The sequence below is a fragment of the Kocuria flava genome, from assembly GCF_001482365.1.
In the GTDB taxonomy this organism is placed as follows: Bacteria; Actinomycetota; Actinomycetes; order Actinomycetales; family Micrococcaceae; genus Kocuria; species Kocuria flava.
Genome location: NZ_CP013254.1, coordinates 3,153,424 through 3,176,139, shown reverse-complemented (window position 1 = coordinate 3,176,139; position 22,716 = coordinate 3,153,424). Strand labels below are relative to the sequence as shown.

16 protein-coding genes, 1 tRNA gene and 1 riboswitch are annotated in these 22,716 nt (G+C 72.5%); of the genes, 14 read left to right on the top strand and 3 right to left on the bottom strand.

All coding sequences use genetic code 11. The features are described 5' to 3' along the window. Nucleotide 1: 1 nt before the first annotated feature. Nucleotides 2-1,090 (top strand): CAF17-like 4Fe-4S cluster assembly/insertion protein YgfZ, encoded by a 1,089-nt coding sequence (ygfZ, locus tag AS188_RS14205; protein ID WP_236945134.1) that lies wholly within the window; start codon nucleotides 2-4, stop codon nucleotides 1,088-1,090. A 160-nt stretch (nucleotides 1,091-1,250) separates the two neighbouring features. Here ygfZ and AS188_RS14200 read toward each other — a convergent pair whose 3' ends face one another. After that, nucleotides 1,251-2,282 carry a 6-phosphofructokinase gene (locus AS188_RS14200; protein ID WP_058859392.1) on the bottom strand — a complete coding sequence of 344 codons (1,032 nt, stop codon included), beginning with the start codon at nucleotides 2,280-2,282 and terminating at the stop codon, nucleotides 1,251-1,253. 215 nt (nucleotides 2,283-2,497) lie between these two features. Between AS188_RS14200 and ppk2 the strand changes: the two genes are divergently transcribed. Next, nucleotides 2,498-3,409: a polyphosphate kinase 2 gene (gene ppk2, locus AS188_RS14195; protein ID WP_058859391.1), complete on the top strand. Its 912-nt coding sequence runs from the start codon at nucleotides 2,498-2,500 to the stop codon at nucleotides 3,407-3,409. Nucleotides 3,410-3,451: 42 nt separating this feature from the next. Here ppk2 and AS188_RS14190 read toward each other — a convergent pair whose 3' ends face one another. Together AS188_RS14190 and AS188_RS14185 are read right to left on the bottom strand one after the other, a co-directional pair. Next, nucleotides 3,452-3,784, bottom strand: a complete 333-nt coding sequence (locus AS188_RS14190) for a hypothetical protein (RefSeq protein WP_058859390.1) — start codon at nucleotides 3,782-3,784, stop codon at nucleotides 3,452-3,454. Next, nucleotides 3,781-4,986 (bottom strand): pyridoxal phosphate-dependent aminotransferase, encoded by a 1,206-nt coding sequence (locus AS188_RS14185; RefSeq protein ID WP_058859389.1) that lies wholly within the window; start codon nucleotides 4,984-4,986, stop codon nucleotides 3,781-3,783. The genes AS188_RS14190 and AS188_RS14185 overlap by 4 nt, the downstream gene beginning before the upstream one ends. Before the next feature lie 288 nt (nucleotides 4,987-5,274). On the opposite strand from AS188_RS14185, the gene AS188_RS14180 reads away from it, so the two are divergent. The 12 genes from AS188_RS14180 (at nucleotide 5,275) to AS188_RS14125 (ending at nucleotide 22,693) form a co-directional block, all read left to right on the top strand. After that, nucleotides 5,275-5,347 (top strand) — tRNA-Trp (locus tag AS188_RS14180). Nucleotides 5,348-5,485: 138 nt separating this feature from the next. After that, nucleotides 5,486-5,764: a preprotein translocase subunit SecE gene (gene secE / locus AS188_RS14175; protein WP_058859388.1), complete on the top strand. Its 279-nt coding sequence runs from the start codon at nucleotides 5,486-5,488 to the stop codon at nucleotides 5,762-5,764. 65 nt (nucleotides 5,765-5,829) lie between these two features. Beyond that, nucleotides 5,830-6,630, top strand: a complete 801-nt coding sequence (gene nusG / locus AS188_RS14170) for a transcription termination/antitermination protein NusG (RefSeq protein ID WP_058859387.1) — start codon at nucleotides 5,830-5,832, stop codon at nucleotides 6,628-6,630. A gap of 150 nt (nucleotides 6,631-6,780) precedes the next feature. Next, entirely contained in the window at nucleotides 6,781-7,209 is a 429-nt protein-coding gene (rplK, locus tag AS188_RS14165; protein WP_058859386.1) for a 50S ribosomal protein L11, read from the top strand. A gap of 91 nt (nucleotides 7,210-7,300) precedes the next feature. Further along, the gene (gene rplA, locus AS188_RS14160; RefSeq protein WP_058859385.1) at nucleotides 7,301-8,008 is read left to right on the top strand and encodes a 50S ribosomal protein L1; all 708 of its coding nucleotides are present in this window, start codon (nucleotides 7,301-7,303) and stop codon (nucleotides 8,006-8,008) included. A gap of 126 nt (nucleotides 8,009-8,134) precedes the next feature. Then, on the top strand, nucleotides 8,135-9,274 hold the full coding sequence (locus tag AS188_RS14155) for a GNAT family N-acetyltransferase (RefSeq protein WP_058859384.1): 1,140 nt from the start codon (nucleotides 8,135-8,137) through the stop codon (nucleotides 9,272-9,274). 292 nt (nucleotides 9,275-9,566) lie between these two features. Beyond that, on the top strand, nucleotides 9,567-10,091 hold the full coding sequence (gene rplJ, locus AS188_RS14150) for a 50S ribosomal protein L10 (protein ID WP_058859383.1): 525 nt from the start codon (nucleotides 9,567-9,569) through the stop codon (nucleotides 10,089-10,091). Nucleotides 10,092-10,187: 96 nt separating this feature from the next. Further along, nucleotides 10,188-10,574: a 50S ribosomal protein L7/L12 gene (gene rplL / locus AS188_RS14145; RefSeq protein ID WP_058859382.1), complete on the top strand. Its 387-nt coding sequence runs from the start codon at nucleotides 10,188-10,190 to the stop codon at nucleotides 10,572-10,574. A 159-nt stretch (nucleotides 10,575-10,733) separates the two neighbouring features. Further along, a riboswitch (glycine riboswitch) is annotated at nucleotides 10,734-10,839 on the top strand. 157 nt (nucleotides 10,840-10,996) lie between these two features. After that, entirely contained in the window at nucleotides 10,997-13,879 is a 2,883-nt protein-coding gene (gene gcvP / locus AS188_RS14140; RefSeq protein WP_058859381.1) for an aminomethyl-transferring glycine dehydrogenase, read from the top strand. Next, complete coding sequence (gene gcvT, locus AS188_RS14135; RefSeq protein ID WP_058859380.1) at nucleotides 13,876-14,988, top strand: glycine cleavage system aminomethyltransferase GcvT; 1,113 nt, start codon at nucleotides 13,876-13,878, stop codon at nucleotides 14,986-14,988. Before gcvP ends, gcvT begins: the two co-directional genes overlap by 4 nt. Before the next feature lie 245 nt (nucleotides 14,989-15,233). After that, nucleotides 15,234-18,743 (top strand): DNA-directed RNA polymerase subunit beta, encoded by a 3,510-nt coding sequence (rpoB, locus tag AS188_RS14130; RefSeq protein WP_058859379.1) that lies wholly within the window; start codon nucleotides 15,234-15,236, stop codon nucleotides 18,741-18,743. Nucleotides 18,744-18,802: 59 nt separating this feature from the next. Continuing rightward, on the top strand, nucleotides 18,803-22,693 hold the full coding sequence (locus tag AS188_RS14125) for a DNA-directed RNA polymerase subunit beta' (RefSeq protein WP_058859378.1): 3,891 nt from the start codon (nucleotides 18,803-18,805) through the stop codon (nucleotides 22,691-22,693). Nucleotides 22,694-22,716: the final 23 nt, after the last annotated feature.

Sequence of the window (22,716 nt, the reverse complement as noted above, 5' to 3'; positions counted from 1 at the left end):
CGTGACCGGCTACCGCTCCCCGCTGCTGGCCCGGCCCGGGGCCGTCGAGGCCGGCGGCGCCGACCGCGGCGTCGCCGCCCACTACGGCGACCCCCTGCGCGAGCAGCGCGCCCTCGAGCGCACCCCCGGGACCGTCGTGGACCTCTCCCACAAGGGCGTGGTCACGGTCACCGGCCCGGACCGCCTCAGCTGGCTGACGACCCTCTCCTCCCAGGTGCTCACCGGGCTCGCACCCGGACAGGGCACCGAGACGCTCTTCCTCTCCGTGCAGGGCCGGATCGAGACCGCCCCCCACGTCGTCGACGACGGCGCGACCACGTGGCTGATCACGGAGGCCGGGGAGACCGCCCCGCTCGCCGGGTGGCTGGAGTCCATGCGCTTCGCCCTGCGCGTCGAGGTCGCCGACCGGACCGCGGACTGGGCCGTGCTCGGCGCGACCGGGCCCGTGCCCGGCGCCGACGGCCCGTCGTGGCGCGACCCCTGGCCCGGGATCGCCCCCGGGGGGTGGAGCTACGCCCACCCCGAGGGCCCGCACCCGGGGGAGCGGCGCACCTGGTGGGAGCACCTGGTCCCGCGCGCCGAGCTGGAGGTCCGCACCCGCGACCTGCCGCTGGCCGGGGTGTGGGCCGCTGAGGCGCTGCGCATCGCCGCGTGGCGCCCGCGCTGGGGCGCCGAGACGGACGAGCGCACGATCCCGCACGAGCTGGACCTGCTGCGCACGGCGGTGCACCTGGCGAAGGGCTGCTACAAGGGCCAGGAGACGATCGCCCGGGTGCACAACCTCGGCCACCCGCCCCGCCGCCTCGTGCTGCTGGACCTGGACGGCTCCGAGCACACGCTGCCCCCCGCCGGCGCCGAGGTGCGCGCGGGGGAGCGGGTCGTCGGCCGGGTCACCTCCGCGCAGCTGCACCACGAGGAGGGCCCGATCGCGCTGGCCGTGCTCAAGCGCACGACCGACCCCGCCGCGGTGCTCGAGGTCGTGGACGGCAACGAGCGCTGGGCCGCCGCCCAGCAGGTGATCGTCGCCCCGGACGCCGGGCAGGTCGTCGGCCGCCGCCAGGGAGGCTTCCTGCGCGGTCCCCGCGCCTGAGCGCACCGACCGCCCCCGGGGCCGTCCGCCGCCGACGGCACCACCTGCTCCTCGCGGGTCCCGCGCCTTCCCGGAGCGCGCCGCCCGGTCGACGGCGCCCCGGCCCCCGAGGGGACCGGGGCGCCGTCGTCACGCCGTCCGGGCGCGGGCGACCGGGCGCTCAGCGGCCGAAGAGCACCTTCGCCTCGTCCCAGCGGTGCTGGGGGACGGTCTTGAGCCCGGAGAGCGCCTCGTCGAAGGGCACCCGGACCATGTCGGTGCCGCGGATCGCGACCATCCTCCCCCACTGCTTCTCGTGGACGAGGTCGACGACCGACAGCCCGAAGCGGGTGGCCAGCACCCGGTCGAAGCCCGTGGGCGCCCCGCCGCGCTGGATGTGGCCCAGGATCGTGTTGCGGGTCTCGATCCCGGTCATCGCCTCGAGCCGCTCCGTGACGTACTCCCCGACCCCGCCCAGGCGCGGCCGCCCGGAGGCCTCGGTGCCCCTGCCGGCCACGACCTCGTCGATGCCCTCCGGGATGAAGCCCTCGGCCACGACGACCAGCGGCGAGCGGCCGCGCTCGTGCACCTCCGTGACCCACTCGGCGACCTGCTCCATCGGCACCTGCTGCTCGGGGATCAGCACGGCGTGGGCACCGGCGGACATCCCGGAGTGCAGCGCGATCCACCCGACGTGGCGGCCCATCACCTCGGCGACCATGGCCCGGTGGTGGGACTCCCCGGTGGTGCGCAGCCGGTCCATGGCGTCGGTGGCGATCTGCACGGCCGTGTCGAAGCCGAAGGTGTAGTCGGTGGCCTGCAGGTCGTTGTCGATGGTCTTGGGCACGCCCACCACGGGCAGCCCGGCCTCGGCCAGGCGCTTGGCCCCGGCCAGGGTGCCCTCCCCGCCGATGGCCACGACCGCGTCGACGTGGTGGCGCTCGAGCGTCACCGCGATCTTCTCGGGCCCGCCGTGGGGGCCGTCGTAGGGGTTGGTGCGGGAGGTGCCCAGGATGGTGCCGCCCTCGCGCGCGAGACCGCGGACCCGGGTGCGGGGCAGGTCCACGACGTCGCCCTCGAGCACCCCGCGCCAGCCGTCGCGGAAGCCCACGAACTCGTGGCCGTAGGTCTTGATGCCGTGCAGCACCGCGCCGCGGATCACCGCGTTCAGCCCGGGGCAGTCGCCACCGCTGGTCATCAGTCCGATCTTCATCCGTGCAGTCTCCTCCGGGGTCGCCCGGCGCCGGACCACGGGTCGTGGGCGGTGCCGGGTGGCGGGCTCGTGCGGACCGGGCGCACCCGGTCCGCCCAGTCTAGTGAACGGGCCCGGCCGGGCCCGGGTGCCCCCGTCCGCACGGGCGTCCGGTGCGGGCGCGCCTAGACTGCGGGGACGACGTGGCCCGCACCGGGCCGGGAGGAGGCACGCGGATGGCCGAGGGCGCGGACCCGGGACGGGAGAACCTGCGGGAGTTCATCGACAAGATCGTCGGGCAGGGCTACACGGTGCGCGACGGGCAGTCGCCCGACCCCGACCTGGTCGACCCGGGGGGCTCGGCGGTTCAGACCTGGCGGGAGGACTATCCCTACGACGAGCTGATGTCGCGGGAGGACTACGAGCTGGAGAAGTACCGGCTGCAGATCGAGCTGCTGAAGTTCCAGTACTGGGCCCAGGACCACGAGCTCCAGCACGTGATCGTCTTCGAGGGCCGCGACGCGGCGGGCAAGGGCGGGACGATCAAGCGCTTCACCGAGTACCTCAATCCCCGGGCGGCCCGGGTCGTGGCCCTGACCACGCCCTCGGACCGGGAGCGGGGGCAGTGGTACTTCCAGCGCTACGTCGGCCACCTGCCCACGGCCGGGGAGATCGTGATGTTCGACCGCTCCTGGTACAACCGGGCGGTGGTCGAGCCGGTCATGGGCTTCTGCACCCCGGAGCAGTACGAGCAGTTCATGGCCCAGGCCCCGGTGTTCGAGAAGATGCTCGTGGACTCCGGGATCCACCTGACGAAGTTCTGGTTCTCCGTCACCCAGCAGGAGCAGCGCACCCGCTTCGCGATCCGCCAGATCGATCCGGTGCGGCGGTGGAAGCTCTCCCCCAACGACCTGGCGTCCCTGGACCGGTGGGAGGACTACACGGAGGCGAAGGAGGAGATGTTCCTGCGCACCGACACCGACCACGCCCCGTGGATCACGGTGAAGTCCAACGACAAGAAGCGCGCCCGGCTCAACGCGATGCGATACTTCCTGGACCAGTTCGACTACGAGGACAAGGACCCGGAGGTGGTCCACGCCCCGGACCCGCTCATCGTGCGCCGGGGCCGGGACGCGGTCGGCGACTGAGCCCGCCGTGCGGAGCGGACCCGGGACACGGCGGTCCGGGCCTCAGCGGCCGGGCCGGTCCACCAGCACGAGGTTGGCCGTGGCGTTGGCGGCGGTGACCGCGAGCACCGAGGGCCAGGCCCCGAGGCGCCTGGCCAGCGGGTGGGAGGCCCCGAAGCCCAGGACGTAGAGCCCGGCGAGCCCGGCCGTGACCGCGGGCCCGCCGCGGTGCCACCACCGGTGGGCGGCGACCGCCCCGGCCGCGGCGAGCACGGCGCCGCCCAGCGGGCGCACCCCGGTGGCGCGGGCGGTCGCGTAGCCGCCCAGCAGCCCCGCGGTCACGGCCGCGGAGGCGGGGACGGCGTCGAGGGTGCGCACGGCGGCCGCGGCGCTCACGCCGCGCTCCCGAGCAGCTCCTGGAGCCGGCGCACGCCCTCGGCGAGGTCGTCGTCGCCCAGGGCGTAGGACAGGCGCAGGAACCCGGAGGGCCCGAACGCCTCGCCGGGGACCACCGCGACCTCCGCCCGCTCCAGGACCAGCCCGGCGAGCTCCGCCGAGGTCCGCGGGGTCACGTCGCCGAAGCGGCGGCCCAGCAGCCCCCGCACGTCGGCGTAGGCGTAGAAGGCGCCGGTCGGCACGGGGCACTGCACGCCCTCGATCGCGTCGAGGCCGGCCACGAGCGCCCGGCGCCGGCGGTCGAAGGACTCCCGCATCCGGTGCACCTCGTCCAGCGGCCCGGAGACCGCGGCGAGCGCGGCGCGCTGGGCGATGTTGTTGACGTTGGAGGTCAGGTGGGACTGCAGGTTCGTCGCGGCCTTCACGACGTCCGGAGCGCCGATCAGCCAGCCCACGCGCCAGCCGGTCATCGCGTAGGTCTTGGCCACGCCGTTGAGCAGCACCACGTTCTCGCCCAGCTCGGGGACGGCGGCGGCGATCGAGGTGAACGGCACGCCGTCGTAGGTCAGGTGCTGGTAGATCTCGTCGGTGAGGACGAAGATCCCCTTCTCCGCGGCCCAGCGGCCCACGGCCGCGGTCTCCTCGGGGGTGTACACCGCGCCCGTGGGGTTCGACGGCGAGCAGAACAGCAGCGCCTTGGTGCGCGGCGTCCACGCCTGCTCGAGCAGCTCGGGGGTGACCTTGTAGCCGAGCTCGGGACCGGCGAAGACCTCGACGGGCCGGCCGCCGGCGAGCTTGATCGCCTCCGGGTAGGTCGTCCAGTACGGGGCGGGCAGCAGCACGTCGTCGCCCTCGTCCACGACGGTCGCGAAGGCCTGGAAGACGGCCTGCTTGCCGCCGTTGGTCACGAGCACCCGGGACGGGTCCACGTCGAGGCCGCTGTCCCGGGCGGTCTGCTCGGCGATCGCCCGCCGCAGCTCGGGCAGGCCGGCGGCGGGGGAGTAGCGGAAGTTCGCGGGGTCGCGCAGGGCCTCGGCCGCGGCGTCGACGATGTACTGCGGGGTCGGGAAGTCCGGCTCCCCGGCGCCGAAGCCGATCACGGGCCGGCCGGCGGCCTTGAGCGCCTTGGCCTTCGCGTCGACCGCGAGCGTCGCGGACTCTGCGATGGCGCCGACGCGCCGGGAGATGCGGGATGCGGTCATGACCGGGGGCCTCCTGGGACGGGGACGGGCGGGACCGGGGGGCGCCCGCCGGGACGGTCCCCATGCTACGTCCCGGCGGACGCCGCCCGCGGGGACGGCCCCGGCCCCGGCGCGCGGGCGCGGCCGCGGATTGCACCGGTGCACCCGTTGCGCCTAGGATGGTCGACTGGTGTCGTCGGCGCCCGAACCGGCCGCGCCCCCCAGGCGGGGGCCGGGTGGTAGAGTCGGCGACCGGGTCCTGGTGAGCGGCCCCGGCGCAGCGCGCCGGGCGCGGCCCACGAGGCGCACAGGGCAGTGGCGCAATTGGTAGCGCAGCGGTCTCCAAAACCGCAGGTTGCAGGTTCGAGTCCTGTCTGCCCTGCTCCAGTCCGGGCCGGGTCCGGGCGCTCCCGTGGAAGCGGGGGTGCCCGCCCGGGCCCGCGGCGGCCCGCGCAGGGCCACGCCGTCCGGACGAGCAGGCGACGCCGCACGGCGCGCACGAGTCCACCAGGGAGAGCCGATGTCGCAGACCACCGCCGGCCGGGTCCCGGGACAGCCCTCCGGCCCCGGCGCCGAGGGGTCCCGCGGGATCCTGGGCCGGCTCCTGCTGTTCCTGCGCCAGGTGGTGGGCGAGCTCCGGAAGGTCGTCACCCCGACCCGGCGCGAGCTGGTCAACTACGTCCTGGTCGTCCTCGTGTTCGTCGCGTTCATGATGGTGCTGATCTCCGTCCTGGACCTGGCGTTCGGCCAGGCCGCCCTGTGGGTCTTCGGGCAGGGGAGCAACGCCGCCGGCGGCTGACCCCCGCGCGTGCGCCGCAGGGCGCACCAGAGCACGACCGACCACGACCACAGCAGGGAGATCCAGTGACCGAGCACGAGCTCGACAACGGCACCGAGACCGCCGAGGCGGCGGAGGGCGCCGCCGAGCAGCAGACGCAGGCCGACGCGACCGAGCAGGCCGCGACCGAGCAGGCCGAGGCTCCGCAGGCCGCCGAGGGCGTCGCCGTGCAGGACGCGGACGAGCCCGCGGCCGCCGAGCAGACCCCCGAGCCGGCCGTGGACCCCCTCGAGGAGTTCAAGTCGCAGCTGCGCCGCCAGGAGGGCGACTGGTACGTCATCCACACCTACGCCGGCTACGAGAACCGCGTGAAGACGAACCTCGAGACCCGTATCCAGTCCCTCAACATGGAGGAGGACATCTTCCAGATCGAGGTGCCGATGGAGGAGGTCGTCGAGATCAAGAACGCGCAGCGCAAGACCGTGCGCCGCGTGCGGATCCCGGGCTACGTGCTCGTGCGGATGAACCTCACCGACGCCTCGTGGGGCGCCGTGCGCCACACCCCGGGCGTGACCGGCTTCGTGGGCCAGGACGCCTACAACCCCGTGCCCCTGCGCCTCGACGAGGTCGTCGAGATGCTCAACCCGACCTTCGAGACCCCGGCCGCCGCCGGCGCCGAGGCCGCCGAGCGCCCGAGCGCCCAGCCGCAGGTGGACGTCGACTTCGAGGTCGGTGAGTCCGTCATCGTCAAGGAGGGCCCGTTCGAGACCCTCCCCGCCACGATCTCCGAGATCAAGGTCGAGTCCCAGCAGCTCGTCGTGCTCGTGTCCATCTTCGAGCGCGAGACGCCGGTGACCCTCGGCTTCAACCAGGTCTCCAAGATCTGACCCCGCGGGCCCCGGCCCGCACCCCAGACCCCGGCCTCCCGCCCGCGCACGCTCTCGCGGGCAGGGGCCGTGCGGCCGCCGCGCCACGGCGGCCACCCGCCGTCGTACGCTCCTGTGCGCCGGTACGTCCAGCAAGAGAAGGACCAGCACATGGCTCCCAAGAAGAAGGTCGCAGGCCTGATCAAGCTGCAGATCCAGGCAGGTGCCGCCAACCCGGCTCCTCCCGTGGGTCCGGCTCTCGGTCAGCACGGCGTCAACATCATGGAATTCTGCAAGGCCTACAACGCGGCCACGGAGTCCCAGCGGGGCAACATCGTCCCCGTCGAGATCACGGTCTACGAGGACCGCTCGTTCACCTTCATCACGAAGACCCCGCCCGCCGCGCAGCTGATCAAGAAGGCCGCCGGCGTCGCCAAGGGCTCCGGTGTCCCGCACACCCAGAAGGTCGGCAAGCTCACCATGGACCAGGTCCGTGAGATCGCCGAGACCAAGAAGGAGGACCTCAACGCCAACGACGTCGAGGCCGCGGCCAAGATCATCGCCGGCACCGCCCGTTCCATGGGCATCGAGGTCGAGTGATCAGCACCCGCTGATCCCCACCCCACACCGTTATCCCGTGGCAGGGCCGAGCGCGGCCCGCAGACCACAACTGCACAAGGAGAAGAAGCAGATGGCGAAGCGCAGCAAGGCGTACCGGGCGGCAGAGGCCAAGGTCGAGCAGGGCAGGCTCTACAGCCCCGCCGAGGCCGTCGCCCTGGCCAAGGAGATCGACACCGCCAAGACCGACTCGACCGTGGAGGTCGCCCTCCGCCTCGGCGTCGACCCCCGCAAGGCCGACCAGATGGTCCGCGGCACCGTGAACCTGCCGCACGGCACCGGCAAGACCGCGCGCGTCGTGGTCTTCGCGACCGGCGACAAGGCCGCGGCCGCCGAGGCCGCCGGTGCGGACATCGTGGGCTCCGACGACCTCATCGCCCGCATCCAGGGCGGCTGGACCGACTTCGACGCCGCCGTGGCGACCCCGGACATGATGGGCAAGGTCGGCCGCCTGGGCAAGGTCCTCGGCCCCCGCAACCTCATGCCGAACCCGAAGACCGGCACCGTGACCATGGACGTCGCCAAGGCCGTGACCGACATCAAGGGCGGCAAGATCGACTTCCGCGTGGACAAGCACTCGAACCTGCACTTCATCGTGGGCAAGACCTCCTTCGACGCCGCCCAGCTCGCCGAGAACTACGGCGCGGCGCTCGAGGAGATCCTCCGCCTGAAGCCGTCCGCGTCGAAGGGCCGCTACATCACCAAGGCGACCGTCACCACCACCTTCGGCCCCGGCATCCCGGTGGACCCGAACGTCACCGAGGTCGTCGTCGGCGCCTGACACCGGCACCCCCGGGCCCCTCGCGGGCCCACCGGGAGGGGCCCGGCCGGATCGCGGCCGGGCCCCTCGCCGTCCTCCCGGGCCCCGGCCCGGACCGCGTCCCCCAGCGCACCGGAAGGAACCACCGTGAGCGAGCACCCCTCGGTGCACATCGAGCTGATGCGCATCCCCGACGCGTTCGACGACGACGCCCGGCGCCGCCTGGGCGAGGTCGTCGAGCTGGTGCGCCGCTCCCGCCAGCACGTGTGGGGCATCAGCGAGCTCACCGCCGGCCCCGAGGAGCTCTACCGGGACCTCAAGGACCCCTTCGAGCGGGTGGCGATCCTGCGCGCCGAGGTCGACGGGCGCCTCGCCGGCCGCGCCGAGGTGCGGATGCCCCTGATGGGCGCCACCGACTCCGCCCACATCGTCGTCGACGTCGATCCCTCGGTCACCTCGCAGGGCACCGGCAGCGAGCTGCTCGCCGCCGCCGAGCAGCTCGCGCTGGGGGAGTCCCGCCGGCGGTTCCGCATCCAGACCGAGCACCCCGGTCCCGCCGAGATCGAGGGGGACGGCAGCGTCACCGGCGTGCTGCCGATGATCACCCCGCAGACCGTCGAGTGGGTCGACGCCGCCGACGGCTCCGGGCGCCTGCCCCTGTCCAACCGGCAGACCCGGTTCGCGCTGGCCGCCGGCTACCGGCTCGAGTCGGTCAGCGACTTCGCGGTCCTGGACCTGCCCCTGCCGCAGGAGCGGGTCCGGCGGCTGCTCGCGCCCACGGGGCAGGACAGTCCCTACCGCGTGCACACCTGGTCGGGCCCGGCCCCGGAGCGCTGGCTCGACGAGCTCGCCGTGCTGCACTCGCGCATGGCCGGGGACTCCTACCTCCCGCCGGCGGCCCCCGACCCCGACCCGTGGGACGCCGAGCGGGTGCGGCGCACCGAGCAGCTGCGCGCCGAGGCGGGGCACCGCTCCCTCATCGCGGTCGCCGAGCACGCGCCCAGCGGCCGGCTCGTGGGGATGACCGAGCTGGTCCTGGCCGGTCCGCACCCCACGATCGCCATGCAGGACGAGACCGTGGTCCTGCGCGAGCACCGGCGCCGGTGGCTCGGCACCCGGCTCAAGCTGGCCAACCTGCGCCGCCTCGAGGCGGAGGCCCCCGAGGTGCGGACCGTGTACACGTGGAGCCACAGCGGCGACGACCGGATGGGCCGGGTCAACGCCCGCCTGGGCTTCCGGGTCGCCGGGCGCAGCGGCGTGTGGTCGCGCGAGGTCCCCGCCCTGTGAGGTCCGGGCCGGCGCGGCCCGATTTGGTCCCCGCGCCCCCGTGCGGTAGCGTGGGGGCACCAAAGACCGCCGGTCGTGGTTCCCCATGCCTGCCGCATCCCGTTCGGGACGCGGTGCGCCGGGGGAGCAGCCGTAAGAGTTCCGTTCCCGGAACGGCCAGCGCAGGTGAACCAGCACAGCCGCGCGCGCCTCTCCACGGCCCGCAGCGGCCGGCCCCGGGCATCTGCGCGGGGCCTTTTCCGTGTCCGGGCCCCTCGGCAGCGCACCGGCATCGAAGACCGGAAGGAGTACCATGGCGAACCCGGAAAAGGCAGCCGCGGTCGCCGAGTTGAAGGAGCTGTTCTCCAACTCGGACGCTGCTGTCCTGACTGAGTACCGCGGTCTCACCGTGGCCCAGCTCAAGGAGCTGCGCCGCTCGCTCGGTGAGAACGCCGAATACGCCGTGGTGAAGAACACGCTGACCGCGATCGCGGCCAAGGAGCTGGGCATCGACGCGTTCGACGGCCAGCTCGCCGGCCCGAGCGCCATCGCCTTCGTCTCGGGCGACCCCGTCGAGGCCGCCAAGAGCCTGCGTGACTTCGCCAAGGCGAACCCGCAGCTCGTGGTCAAGGGCGGCTACCTCGAGGGCAAGGCGCTCAGCGAGGCCGAGATCAAGCAGCTCGCGGACCTCGAGTCCCGCGAGGTGCTGCTCGCCAAGGTCGCCGGCGCCGCCCAGGCGTCGCTGTCCAAGGCCGCCGCGCTGTTCCAGGCCCCGCTGTCCAAGACCGTCCGCACCGCGGAGGCGCTGCGCGCCAAGGTCGAGGAGCAGGGCGCCTAACCAGCACCCGCCGCGAGGCACATTCTCACCACGGAAACGTCCCGTCCCGCGCCGACGAACCCGGTCGGGGCACCCCATCGAAAAGGAGCCACAACCATGGCCAAGCTCACCACCGAAGAACTGATCGACGCCTTCAAGGAGCTCTCCCTGATCGAGCTCTCCGAGTTCGTCAAGGCGTTCGAGGAGACCTTCGACGTCACCGCCGCCGCCCCCGTGGCCGTCGCCGGCGCGGCCGCCCCGGCCGCCGGTGCCGCCGAGGAGGCCGAGGAGCAGACCGAGTTCGACGTCGTCCTCGAGGCCGCCGGCGACAAGAAGATCCAGGTCATCAAGGAGGTCCGCGCGCTGACCTCCCTCGGCCTCAAGGAGGCCAAGGACCTCGTGGACTCGGCCCCCAAGGCCGTGCTCGAGGGCGCCAACAAGGAGACCGCGGACAAGGCCAAGGAGGCCCTCGAGGGCGCCGGCGCCACCGTCACCCTCAAGTAGCACCCCGGACGCGCCCCTCGCGGACGCGCCCTGCCGAGGCCCCGGACGCACCGCGTCCGGGGCCTCGTGCCGTTGCCCGGGCCTCCCGGCGGTCCGTCCGGGGCGGGGGAGCGGCGGGGCATCTGTGCGACACTGGAGGCACAACCACATCTCGGCCGACCACGCGCGGCGGGAGAGTCCGGAACCGCCCGCGGAGGACGGGACCGGCGCCGAAGGAGCAACTCCTCCCCGGGAATCTCTCAGGCCCCAGAACCGCCGCGAGCAGGCCACTCTGAAGAGGTCCCGCCTCCCCGGCCACCGGCCGGGGGTGCCGGCCACCGACGGTGCAGGCCGCCCCCGGGCGGCGAAAACTCTCAGGTCAGCGAACAGAGCGGGGAGACCGGACGGGCCCCGACCGGGGCCTCGAGAACGAGGAGCTGACCTTGTCCTTCCTGGCACGCCACCTCGGCCCCGACGCGGCCGAGACCCGGACCATGCTCGAGACGGTCGGCGCGGCCGACCTCGACGACCTCGTCGCCCGCGCGGTCCCGCGCGGGATCGTCGCCGACGCCCCGCTGCGCCTGCCCGCGCCGATGTCGGAGCACGAGGCCCTCACGGCCCTGCGCCGGATCGCGGCCAAGAACCGCGTGATGACCCAGATGATCGGCCAGGGCTACGCCGAGACCGTGACCCCGCCGGTGCTGCGGCGCAACATCCTCGAGAACCCCGCCTGGTACACCTCCTACACCCCGTACCAGCCGGAGATCTCCCAGGGCCGGCTCGAGGCCCTGCTGACCTTCCAGAACGCGGTCATGGACCTCACCGGCCTCGACCTCGCCAACGCCTCCCTGCTGGACGAGTCCTCGGCCGTGGCCGAGGCGGTGCTCATGATGCGCCGCGCCAACCGGCGCTCGACGAGCGACCGGGTGCTCGTCGACGCCCGCACCCTGCCGCAGACCCTCGCCGTGCTGCGCGGACGCTGCCGGGCCGTGGGCGTCGAGCTCGTCGTCGCGGACCTCACCGCGGAGCTGCCCGAGGGCGAGTTCTTCGGCGTGGTCCTGGCCCACGTCGGCGTCGACGGCGACGTCGCCGAGCTGGCCCCCCGCGTCGAGCAGGCCCGTGCCGCCGGCGCGCTCGTGACCGCGACCACCGACCTGCTGGCGCTGACCCTGCTGCGCTCCCCGGGGGAGCAGGACGTGGACATCGCCGTCGGCTCCGCCCAGCGCTTCGGGGTGCCCCTGTTCTTCGGCGGCCCCCACGCCGCGTTCATCGCCTGCCGCAAGGGCTTCGAGCGCAACCTGCCGGGCCGCCTCGTGGGCGTGTCCACCGACTCCTCCGGCCGGCCCGCCTACCGGCTCGCGCTGCAGACCCGCGAGCAGCACATCCGCCGCGAGAAGGCCACCTCCAACATCTGCACCGCCCAGGCGCTGCTGGCCGTCGTGGCCGGCGCCTACGCCGCCTACCACGGCCCCGACGGGCTGCGCGCGATCGCCGAGCGCGTGCACGGGCTCGCCGCCCGCCTCGCCACCGGCCTGGCGGCCGCCGGCACCACCGTGGTGCACGAGCACTTCTTCGACACCGTCCTCGCGCAGGTCCCCGGCCGCGCCGACGCCGTGGTCGCCGCCGCCGCCGAGCGGGGGATCAACCTGCGCCGCGTCGACGCCGACCGGGTCTCCGTCTCCCTGGGCGAGCCGCACGACGAGCGCGACGTCGACGCCGTGCTCGCGGCCTTCGGCGCCGCCGCCCCCGAGCAGGACGCGCCGGAGGGCGCGTGGGCGCTGCCCGGGGCCCTGCTGCGCACCGACGGCTACCTCGCCCACCCGGTGTTCAACACCCACCGCTCCGAGACCGCCATGATGCGCTGGCTGCGCGGGCTGGCGGACAAGGACCTGGCCCTGGACCGCACGATGATCCCGCTGGGCTCGTGCACCATGAAGCTCAACGCCGCCGCCGAGATGGAGCCGATCAGCTGGCCCGAGCTCGCCTCGATCCACCCGCTGGCCCCCGAGGACCAGACCCTGGGCTGGCAGGAGCTCATCGGCCAGCTCGAGACCTGGCTGACCGAGATCACCGGCTACGCCGCCGTGTCCGTCCAGCCCAACGCCGGCTCCCAGGGCGAGCTGGCCGGGCTGCTCGCGATCCGCCGCTACCACCTCTCCCGCGGCGACCGGCAGCGCAAGACGATCCTCATCCCCTCCTCCGCCCACGGGACCAACGCGGCCTCGGCCGTGCTCGCCGACCTCAAGGTCGTCGTCGTCGCCACCGCCGCCGACGGCTCGGTGGACATGGCGGACCTGCGGGAGCGGATCGCGCAGACCGGCGACGAGCTCGCCGGGATCATGATCACCTACCCCTCGACCCACGGGGTGTTCGAGGAGCAGGTCACCGAGGTCTGCGCCGCCGTGCACGAGGCCGGCGGCCAGGTCTACGTCGACGGCGCCAATCTCAACGCCCTCATGGGCCTGGCCCGGCCCGGGCGCTTCGGCGGGGACGTCTCCCACCTGAACCTGCACAAGACCTTCTGCATCCCCCACGGCGGGGGCGGGCCCGGCGTGGGCCCCGTCGCGGTGGCCGAGCACCTCGTGCCGTTCCTGCCCGAGGACCCGGCGGCCGCCGCGGCCGACCCGGAGGCCGAGGCGTTCCCGGTCTCCCAGGCCCGCTGGGGCTCCGCCGGGGTGCTGCCGATCTCCTGGATGTACATCGCCATGACCGGCGGGGAGGGCCTCACCGAGTCCTCGCGCACCGCCATCCTGGCGGCGAACTACGTCTCGGCGCGCCTGGCCGACGTCTTCCCGACGCTCTACACGGGCCCGGGCGGGTTCGTCGCCCACGAGTGCATCCTCGACCTGCGCCCGCTGACCAAGGCCTCCGGGGTCACCGCCGAGGACGTGTGCAAGCGGCTGATCGACTACGGCTTCCACGCCCCGACCCTCGCGTTCCCCGTCGCGGGCACGCTGATGGTCGAGCCGACCGAGTCGGAGAACCTCGCCGAGCTGGACCGCTTCGTCGACGCGATGCGCGCCATCCACGCCGAGATGACGGCCGTCGCCGAGGGGGAGGTCGCGGTGGAGGACTCCGTGCTGCGCCACGCCCCGCACACGGCCGAGGTGCTCACCGCCGACGACTGGGACCGGGCCTACCCGCGCTCCCTGGCCGCCTACCCCCTGCCCGAGCTGCGCCTGGGCAAGTACTGGTCGCCCGTGGGCCGCGTCGAGAACGCCGCCGGCGACCGCAACCTGGTCTGCAGCTGCCCGCCGATCGAGGCGTTCGCCGCCGCCGAGCGCGCCGAGCGCGAGGAGGCCCTGGAGCAGGAGGCCGCCCGGTGAGCGCCCGCACCACCCCGCTCGAGGCCGCCCACCGGGAGGCCGGCGCCGTGTTCACCGACTTCGGCGGCTGGCAGATGCCGCTGAAGTACGCCAACGACGTCGCCGAGCACCACGCGGTGCGCCGGGCCGCCGGGCTCTTCGACCTCTCCCACATGGGCGAGATCGCGGTCGAGGGCCCGCAGGCGGCGCAGTTCCTGGACGCCGCGCTCGTCTCCCGGATGAGCGTCCTGGCCCCCGGCCGCGCCAAGTACACCCTGCTCGTGGACGAGGACGGGCGGGTGCTCGACGACCTGATCACCTACCGCCTCGCCGAGGACCGGTTCCTCGTGGTGCCCAACGCCGCCAACACGGCGACCGCGCTGCGGGAGCTGCGCGCGCGGGCGGAGGGCTTCGACGTCGTCGTCGAGGACCGCACGGAGGCCACGGCCCTCGTGGCCGTCCAGGGCCCGGCGGCCGAGGACGTCCTGCTCGCCGCCGGCTGCGCCGACGCGGAGGCCGTGCGCGCCCTGCGCTACTACGCGTGCGTGCCCACCGAGGTCGCGGGCGTGCCCGCGCTGGTGGCCCGCACCGGGTACACCGGCGAGGACGGCTTCGAGCTGTACACGGCCCCCGAGCACGCCCGCACGGTCTGGGACGCGCTGCTGGCGGCGGGGGAGGACCGGGGCGTGGTGCCCGCGGGCCTGGCCGCCCGCGACTCGCTGCGCCTGGAGGCCGGGATGCCGCTCTACGGCCACGAGCTGGGCACGGGGACCACGGCCGCCGAGGCCGGCCTCGGCCGGCTCGTCGAGGCGGCCCTGCGGACCAAGGAGGGACCGTTCACCGGCCGCGCCGCGCTCGAGGCGCAGGCCGCGTCCGCGCCCGCGCGGGTGCTCGTGGGGCTCAGGGGGCTGGGGCGGCGGCCGGTGCGCGCCGGCAACGCCGTGGTCTCCGGCGACGAGCAGGTCGGCGAGGTCACCTCCGGGGTGCCGTCCCCGACCCTCGGCCACCCGGTCGCGATGGCCCTCGTGCGCCCGGAGGTCTCCGCCCCCGGCACGGCGCTCGAGGCCGACGTGCGCGGCCGGCGCGCCCCCGTGGAGGTCGTCGAGCTGCCGTTCTACCGGCGGGGCTGAGACGCGCACCACGAAAATTCCTCATCCTACGGCCGGTGGACGCCCGGCGTCCACCGGCCGTGTGGACAGACCTGCGCCGCGGCCCTAGACTGGTCATTTGCGTTGTCCCTCATTCTGCGTGCCTTCATATAGCGGTGGGCGCCGCCGGGACGCGGACCGACCCCTCACCGGACCGGTCCCCGACCTCCCGCGAACCCGATCGGGAACTGCGCGATTCAACTGCAGATCTGTGGAAGGAATCCATCTTGGTCGCCTCGAGCACCGAATCGAACTCAACCGCTAACCGGCCGGCCGACGGCAATCTCCCGGGCCGCGTCTCCTTCGCCAAGATCCACGAGCCGCTGGACGTGCCCAACCTGCTGGCCCTCCAGACGGACAGCTTCGACCGCCTCGTCGGCAACGAGCGCTGGCAGGCGCGGGTGCAGGCCGCCCTCGACGCCGGCGAGCAGGGCATCGCCACGACCTCCGGCCTCGCCGACATCTTCGAGGAGATCTCCCCGATCGAGGACTTCCAGGGCACCATGTCCCTGTCCTTCTCGGAGCCCGAGTTCTACGAGCCCAAGTACACGATGGACGAGTGCAAGGACCGCGACGCCACCTACTCGGCGCCGCTGTACGTCAAGGCCGAGTTCATGAACAACAACACGGGCGAGATCAAGCAGCAGACCGTGTTCATGGGCGACTTCCCGCTGATGACCGAGAAGGGCACCTTCGTCATCAACGGCACCGAGCGCGTGGTCGTCTCGCAGCTCGTGCGCTCCCCGGGCGCCTACTTCGAGCGCGGCCAGGACCGCACCTCGGACAAGGACATCTACTCCGCGAAGATCATCCCCTCCCGCGGGGCGTGGTTCGAGCTGGAGATCGACAAGCGCGACCAGGTCGGGGTGCGCCTGGACCGCAAGCGCAAGCAGTCCGTGACCGTGCTGCTCAAGGCCCTCGGCTGGACCGAGTCCCGCATCCTCGAGGAGTTCGGCGACTTCGACTCCATCCGCGCCACGCTGGAGAAGGACACGGTCGACACCCGCGAGGACGCGCTGCTGGACATCTACCGCAAGCTGCGCCCGGGGGAGCCGCCCACGGTCGAGGCGGCCCAGTCGCTGCTGGACAACATGTACTTCAACCCGAAGCGCTACGACCTCGCCAAGGTGGGCCGGTACAAGCTCAACCGGAAGCTGGGCCTGGACAAGTCCTTCGGCGACGACGACGCCTCCGTGCTCTCGGTCGAGGACATCGTCGCGATGATCCGCTACCTCGTGACCCTGCACGCCGGCGGCACCACCGTCCAGGGCGTGCGCGACGGCGAGGCCCGCGAGATCGTCGTGGACGTCGACGACATCGACCACTTCGGCAACCGGCGCATCCGCGCGGTGGGCGAGCTGATCGAGAACCAGATCCGCACCGGCCTCTCCCGCATGGAGCGCGTGGTGCGCGAGCGCATGACCACGCAGGACGTCGAGGCGATCACCCCGCAGACCCTGATCAACATCCGTCCCGTCGTGGCGGCGATCAAGGAGTTCTTCGGGACCTCGCAGCTGTCGCAGTTCATGGACCAGAACAACCCGCTCGCGGGCCTGACCCACAAGCGGCGCCTGTCCGCGCTGGGCCCCGGCGGCCTCTCCCGCGACCGCGCGGGCATGGAGGTCCGCGACGTCCACCCCTCGCACTACGGCCGCATGTGCCCCATCGAGACCCCCGAGGGCTCCAACATCGGCCTCATCGGCTCGCTGGCGACCTACGGGCGGATCAACCCGTTCGGCTTCATCGAGACCCCGTACCGCAAGGTCGTGGACGGCGTGGTGACCGACGACGTCGAGTACCTCACCGCCGACGACGAGCGCGGGGTGACCATCGCGCAGGCCAACGCGCCGCTGACCGACGAGAACCGCTTCGCCGAGGACGCCGTGCTCGCCCGTGCCGCCGACGGCTCCGGCGAGGCCGTGCTGGTCGACCCGACCGCCGTGCAGTACATGGACGTCTCCCCGCGCCAGATGGTCTCCGTGGCGACGGCCCTGATCCCGTACCTCGAGCACGACGACGCCAACCGCGCGCTCATGGGCGCCAACATGCAGCGTCAGGCCGTGCCGCTGCTCGAGTCCGAGGCCCCGCTCGTGGGCACCGGCATGGAGCGCTACGCCGCCCTGGACGCCGGCGACTCCGTCCTGGCCCGCAAGCCGGGCGTGGTCGAGGAGGTCTCCGCGGACCTCGTGCGCGTGCTCAACGACGACGGGACGACCACGGTCTACCCGATCAACAAGTTCGTCCGCTCGAACCCGGGCAACACCTACAACCAGCGCGTCATCGTCTCCGAGGGCGACCGCGTCGAGGAGCGCTCGGTGATCGCCGACGGCCCCTCGACCGACCACGGCGAGCTCGCGCTGGGCAAGAACCTGCTCGTGGCCTACATGTCCTGGGAGGGCCTCAACTACGAGGACGCCATCATCCTGTCCCAGCGCATGGTCTCCGACGACGTGCTGACCTCGATCCACATCGAGGAGCACGAGATCGACGCCCGCGACACCAAGCTGGGCGCCGAGGAGATCACCCGCGACATCCCCAACGTCTCCGAGGAGGTGCTCTCGGCCCTCGACGAGCGCGGCATCATCCACATCGGCGCGGAGGTCCAGGCCGGCGACATCCTGGTCGGCAAGGTCACCCCGAAGGGCGAGACCGAGCTGACCCCGGAGGAGCGGCTGCTGCGGGCGATCTTCGGCGAGAAGTCCCGCGAGGTGCGCGACACCTCCCTGAAGGTGCCCCACGGCGAGTCCGGCACCGTCATCGGGGTGCGCGTGTTCGACCGCGACGACGAGGACGACGACCTGCCCGCGGGCGTCAACCAGGTCGTGCGGGTCTACGTGGCCCAGAAGCGCAAGATCACCGACGGCGACAAGCTCGCCGGCCGCCACGGCAACAAGGGCGTCATCTCGAAGATCCTGCCGCTCGAGGACATGCCGTTCCTGGCCGACGGCACCCCGGTGGACATCATCCTCAACCCGCTGGGCGTGCCCGGCCGCATGAACCTCGGGCAGGTCCTCGAGGTGCACACCGGCTGGCTGGCCAAGCAGGGCTGGGACCTCGAGGGCAGCCCCGAGTGGGTCGAGCGCCTGCCGAACTTCCCCGCGAAGTCCGGGCCGACCAACGTCGCCACCCCGGTGTTCGACGGCGCGCGCGAGGAGGAGATCTTCGACCTGCTCGACCACACCAACCCGACCCGCGACGGCGACCGCCTGATCGACCGCAGCGGCAAGGCGCGGCTGTTCGACGGCCGCTCCGGCGAGCCGTTCCCGGAGCCGATCTCGGTGGGCTACCAGTACATCCTGAAGCTGCACCACCTCGTGGACGACAAGATCCACGCGCGCTCCACGGGCCCGTACTCGATGATCACCCAGCAGCCGCTGGGCGGTAAGGCCCAGTTCGGCGGCCAGCGCTTCGGCGAGATGGAGGTGTGGGCCCTGGAGGCCTACGGCGCCGCCTACACGCTGCAGGAGCTGCTGACGGTCAAGTCGGACGACGTCCACGGCCGCGTGAAGGTCTACGAGGCCATCGTCAAGGGCGAGAACATCCCGGAGCCGGGGGTCCCCGAGTCCTTCAAGGTGCTCATCAAGGAGATGCAGTCCCTGTGCCTGAACGTCGAGGTCCTCTCGGCCGACGGCAACACGATCGAGATGCGCGACTCGGACGACGAGGTCTTCCGGGCGGCCGAGGAGCTCGGCATCGACCTCTCCCGCTCCGAGCCCAGCTCGGTCGAAGAGGTCTGAGACCCTCCGCCCACCCGACGAGACGTCAAGCTTTCTAGAGAAAGAGATAAAGGACCCTCATGTCCAACGAATCCTCACTCGGACTCATGCGGATCGGTCTTGCGACCGCGGACGACATCCGGACCTGGTCCTACGGCGAGGTCAAGAAGCCGGAGACCATCAACTACCGCACGCTCAAGCCGGAGAAGGACGGGCTCTTCTGCGAGAAGATCTTCGGCCCGACCCGGGACTGGGAGTGCTACTGCGGCAAGTACAAGCGCGTGCGCTACAAGGGCATCATCTGCGAGCGCTGCGGCGTCGAGGTGACCCGCGCCAAGGTGCGTCGCGAGCGCATGGGCCACATCGAGCTGGCCGCGCCCGTGACCCACATCTGGTACTTCAAGGGCGTGCCCTCGCGCCTGGGCTACCTGCTGGACCTCGCCCCGAAGGACCTCGAGAAGGTCATCTACTTCGCGGCGTACATGATCACCTCGGTGGACGAGGACGCCCGCCACGACGACCTGCCGAACCTGCAGGCCGCCGTGGACCGGGAGAAGGCCCAGATGGAGTCCACCCGCGACGCCGACATCGCGGCGATCGCCCGTGAGCTCGAGGCCGACCTCGGCCGCGTCGAGGAGGAGGGCGGCAAGGCCGCGGAGAAGCGCAAGCTGCGCGACGCCGCCGACCGCCAGATGGCCAACGTGCGCAAGCGCGCCAACCAGGAGATCGACCGCCTCGAGCAGGTCTGGGACCGCTTCAAGAACCTCAAGGTCAACGACCTCGAGGGCGACGAGGCCCTGTACCGGCAGATGGTCGACCGCTACGGCATGTACTTCGAGGGCTCCATGGGCGCCGAGGCGATCAAGAAGCGCCTCGAGTCCTTCGACCTCGAGGCCGAGGCCGAGTCGCTGCGCGAGACGATCGCCACCGGCAAGGGCCAGCGCAAGACCCGGGCCCTGAAGCGGCTGAAGGTCGTCAACGCGTTCCTGACCACGGACAACTCGCCGCTGGGCATGGTCCTCGACGCCGTCCCGGTGATCCCGCCGGAGCTGCGCCCGATGGTCCAGCTCGACGGCGGCCGGTTCGCGACCTCCGACCTCAACGACCTCTACCGGCGCGTGATCAACCGCAACAACCGCCTCAAGCGGCTGCTGGACCTCGGCGCCCCCGAGATCATCGTCAACAACGAGAAGCGGATGCTCCAGGAGGCCGTGGACTCGCTGTTCGACAACGGCCGGCGCGGCCGCCCGGTCACCGGGCCGGGCAACCGTGCGCTGAAGTCGCTGTCCGACATGCTCAAGGGCAAGCAGGGCCGGTTCCGCCAGAACCTGCTGGGCAAGCGCGTGGACTACTCGGGCCGCTCCGTCATCGTGGTGGGCCCGCAGCTGAAGCTGCACCAGTGCGGCCTGCCCAAGCAGATGGCGCTGGAGCTGTTCAAGCCCTTCGTGATGAAGCGGCTCGTGGACCTCAACCACGCGCAGAACATCAAGTCGGCCAAGCGCATGGTCGAGCGCTACCGCCCCCAGGTGTGGGACGTGCTCGAGGAGGTCATCACCGAGCACCCCGTGCTGCTCAACCGTGCGCCCACCCTGCACCGCCTGGGCATCCAGGCCTTCGAGCCGCAGCTCGTCGAGGGCAAGGCCATCCAGCTCCACCCGCTCGTGTGCGGCGCGTTCAACGCCGACTTCGACGGCGACCAGATGGCCGTGCACCTGCCCCTGTCCCCGGAGGCCCAGGCCGAGGCGCGCATCCTGATGCTCTCCTCGAACAACATCCTCAAGCCCTCGGACGGCAAGCCGATCGCCCTGCCCTCGCAGGACATGATCATCGGGCTCTACCACCTCACCACCGTCCGCGAGGGCGCCGAGGGGGAGGGCCGGTCGTTCTCCTCCGTGGCCGAGGCGATCATGGCCCACGACGCCGGGCAGCTGCACCTCAACGCCCTGTGCACGATCGAGCTCGAGGACTTCGTGCCGTTCGAGGGCTGGGAGGCCCCCGAGGGGTGGGAGCCCGGGACGCCGGTGCGCGTGCAGACCACCCTGGGCCGCGTGCTGTTCAACGACACGCTGCCCGAGGACTACCCGTGGGACGAGGCCGTCGCCGACAAGAAGCACCTCTCGGCGCTGGTCAACGACCTCGCGGAGCGCTACCCCATGGCCTCCGTGGCGCGCACCCTCGACGAGCTCAAGGACGCCGGCTTCCACTGGGCGGCCCGCTCCGGGGTGACCGTGGCGATCTCGGACATCGCGACCCCGCCCACCAAGCCCGCCATCATGGAGGGCTACGAGGCGCAGGCCGCGAAGATCCAGGGCCAGTACGACCGCGGTCTGATCGACGACGACGAGCGCCGCTCGGAGCTGATCGACATCTGGACCAAGGCCACCGACGAGGTCGCCGAGGCGATGCGCGAGAACATGTCGGCGCTGAACACGATCAACCGGATGGTCTCCTCCGGCGCCCGCGGCAACTGGATGCAGGTGCGCCAGATCGCCGGCATCCGCGGGCTCGTGTCCAACCCGAAGGGCGAGATCATGCCCCGCCCGATCAAGTCCTCCTACCGCGAGGGCCTGTCGGTGCTGGAGTACTTCATCGCGACCCACGGCGCCCGCAAGGGCCTGGCCGACACCGCGCTGCGCACGGCGAACTCGGGCTACCTGACCCGTCGTCTCGTGGACGTCTCCCAGGACGTCATCGTGCGCGAGGCGGACTGCATGACCGAGCGCGGGCTCACCCTGCCCGTCGCCGACGTCGCGGAGTCCGGGGCGCGCACCCTGCACGAGGACATCGAGAACACGGTGCACGGGCGCGTGCTGGCCGTGGACGTCGCCGACGCCAACGGCGAGGTCGTGGCCGAGGCCGGCGCGGACCTCTCCGACGCCCTGATCGCCGCGCTGTTCGAGGCGGGGGTCGACACGGTGCGCGTGCGCTCGGTGCTGACCTGCGAGTCCGCGGTGGGCGTGTGCGCGGCGTGCTACGGCCGCTCGCTGGCCTCCAACCAGCTCGTGGACATCGGCGAGGCCGTCGGCATCATCGCGGCCCAGTCGATCGGCGAGCCCGGCACGCAGCTGACCATGCGCACCTTCCACACCGGCGGTGTCGCGTCCTCGGACGGCGACATCACCCAGGGTCTGCCGCGCATCCAGGAGCTCTTCGAGGCGCGCACCCCCAAGGGTGTCGCCCCGATCTCCGAGGTCGCCGGCCGCGTGAGCATCGAGGACACCGACAAGGCGCTGAAGGTCGTCGTCACCCCGGACAATGGGGACGAGGCGATCGCCTACCCGGTGCTGCGCCGTGCGAAGCTGCTCGTGACCGAGGGCGACCACGTCGAGGTCGGCCAGCAGCTGGTCTCGGGCGCCGTCGACCCGAAGGAGGTGCTGCGCATCCGCGGTCCGCGGCAGGCGCAGAAGCACCTCGTGGACGAGGTCCAGGGCGTGTACCGCTCCCAGGGCGTGGGCATCCACGACAAGCACGTCGAGGTCATCGTGCGGCAGATGCTGCGGCGCGTGACGATCATCGAGTCCGGCGACACCGACCTGCTGCCGGGCGAGCTCGTCGAGAACGTCCGCTTCCTGGAGGCCAACCGCAAGGCCGTGGCGGAGACCGCGCGCCCCGCGGCCGGGCGCCCGGAGCTGATGGGCATCACCAAGGCGTCGCTGGCGACCGACTCGTGGCTGTCCGCCGCGTCCTTCCAGGAGACGACCCGCGTGCTCACCCAGGCCGCCATGGAGGGCAAGTCCGACCCGCTGGTGGGGCTCAAGGAGAACGTCATCATCGGCAAGCTCATCCCGGCCGGCACCGGGCTTGCGCGGTACAACAACGTCGACGTGGAGCCGACCGAGGAGGCGAAGGCCTCGCTGTTCACGGAGCCCGGGTCGTTCTCGGACTTCAGCTACGCCGACGAGAACTCCGGGCAGACCCCCGCCGAGTTCCAGGCGATCCCGCTGGAGGACTACGACTTCGGCTCCAACTGAGGCCGGTCCACCGCAGGAGGTGA

Coding starts and splice junctions, on each gene's coding strand:
- rplL (WP_058859382.1), top strand. CDS start 10,188: ATGGCCAAGCTCACCACCGAAGAACTGATCGACGCCTTCAAGGAGCTC.
- AS188_RS14185 (WP_058859389.1), bottom strand. CDS start 4,986: ATGACCGCATCCCGCATCTCCCGGCGCGTCGGCGCCATCGCAGAGTCC.
- AS188_RS14125 (WP_058859378.1), top strand. CDS start 18,803: ATGTCCAACGAATCCTCACTCGGACTCATGCGGATCGGTCTTGCGACC.
- AS188_RS14200 (WP_058859392.1), bottom strand. CDS start 2,282: ATGAAGATCGGACTGATGACCAGCGGTGGCGACTGCCCCGGGCTGAAC.
- secE (WP_058859388.1), top strand. CDS start 5,486: ATGTCGCAGACCACCGCCGGCCGGGTCCCGGGACAGCCCTCCGGCCCC.
- ppk2 (WP_058859391.1), top strand. CDS start 2,498: ATGGCCGAGGGCGCGGACCCGGGACGGGAGAACCTGCGGGAGTTCATC.
- rplJ (WP_058859383.1), top strand. CDS start 9,567: ATGGCGAACCCGGAAAAGGCAGCCGCGGTCGCCGAGTTGAAGGAGCTG.
- rplK (WP_058859386.1), top strand. CDS start 6,781: ATGGCTCCCAAGAAGAAGGTCGCAGGCCTGATCAAGCTGCAGATCCAG.
- rplA (WP_058859385.1), top strand. CDS start 7,301: ATGGCGAAGCGCAGCAAGGCGTACCGGGCGGCAGAGGCCAAGGTCGAG.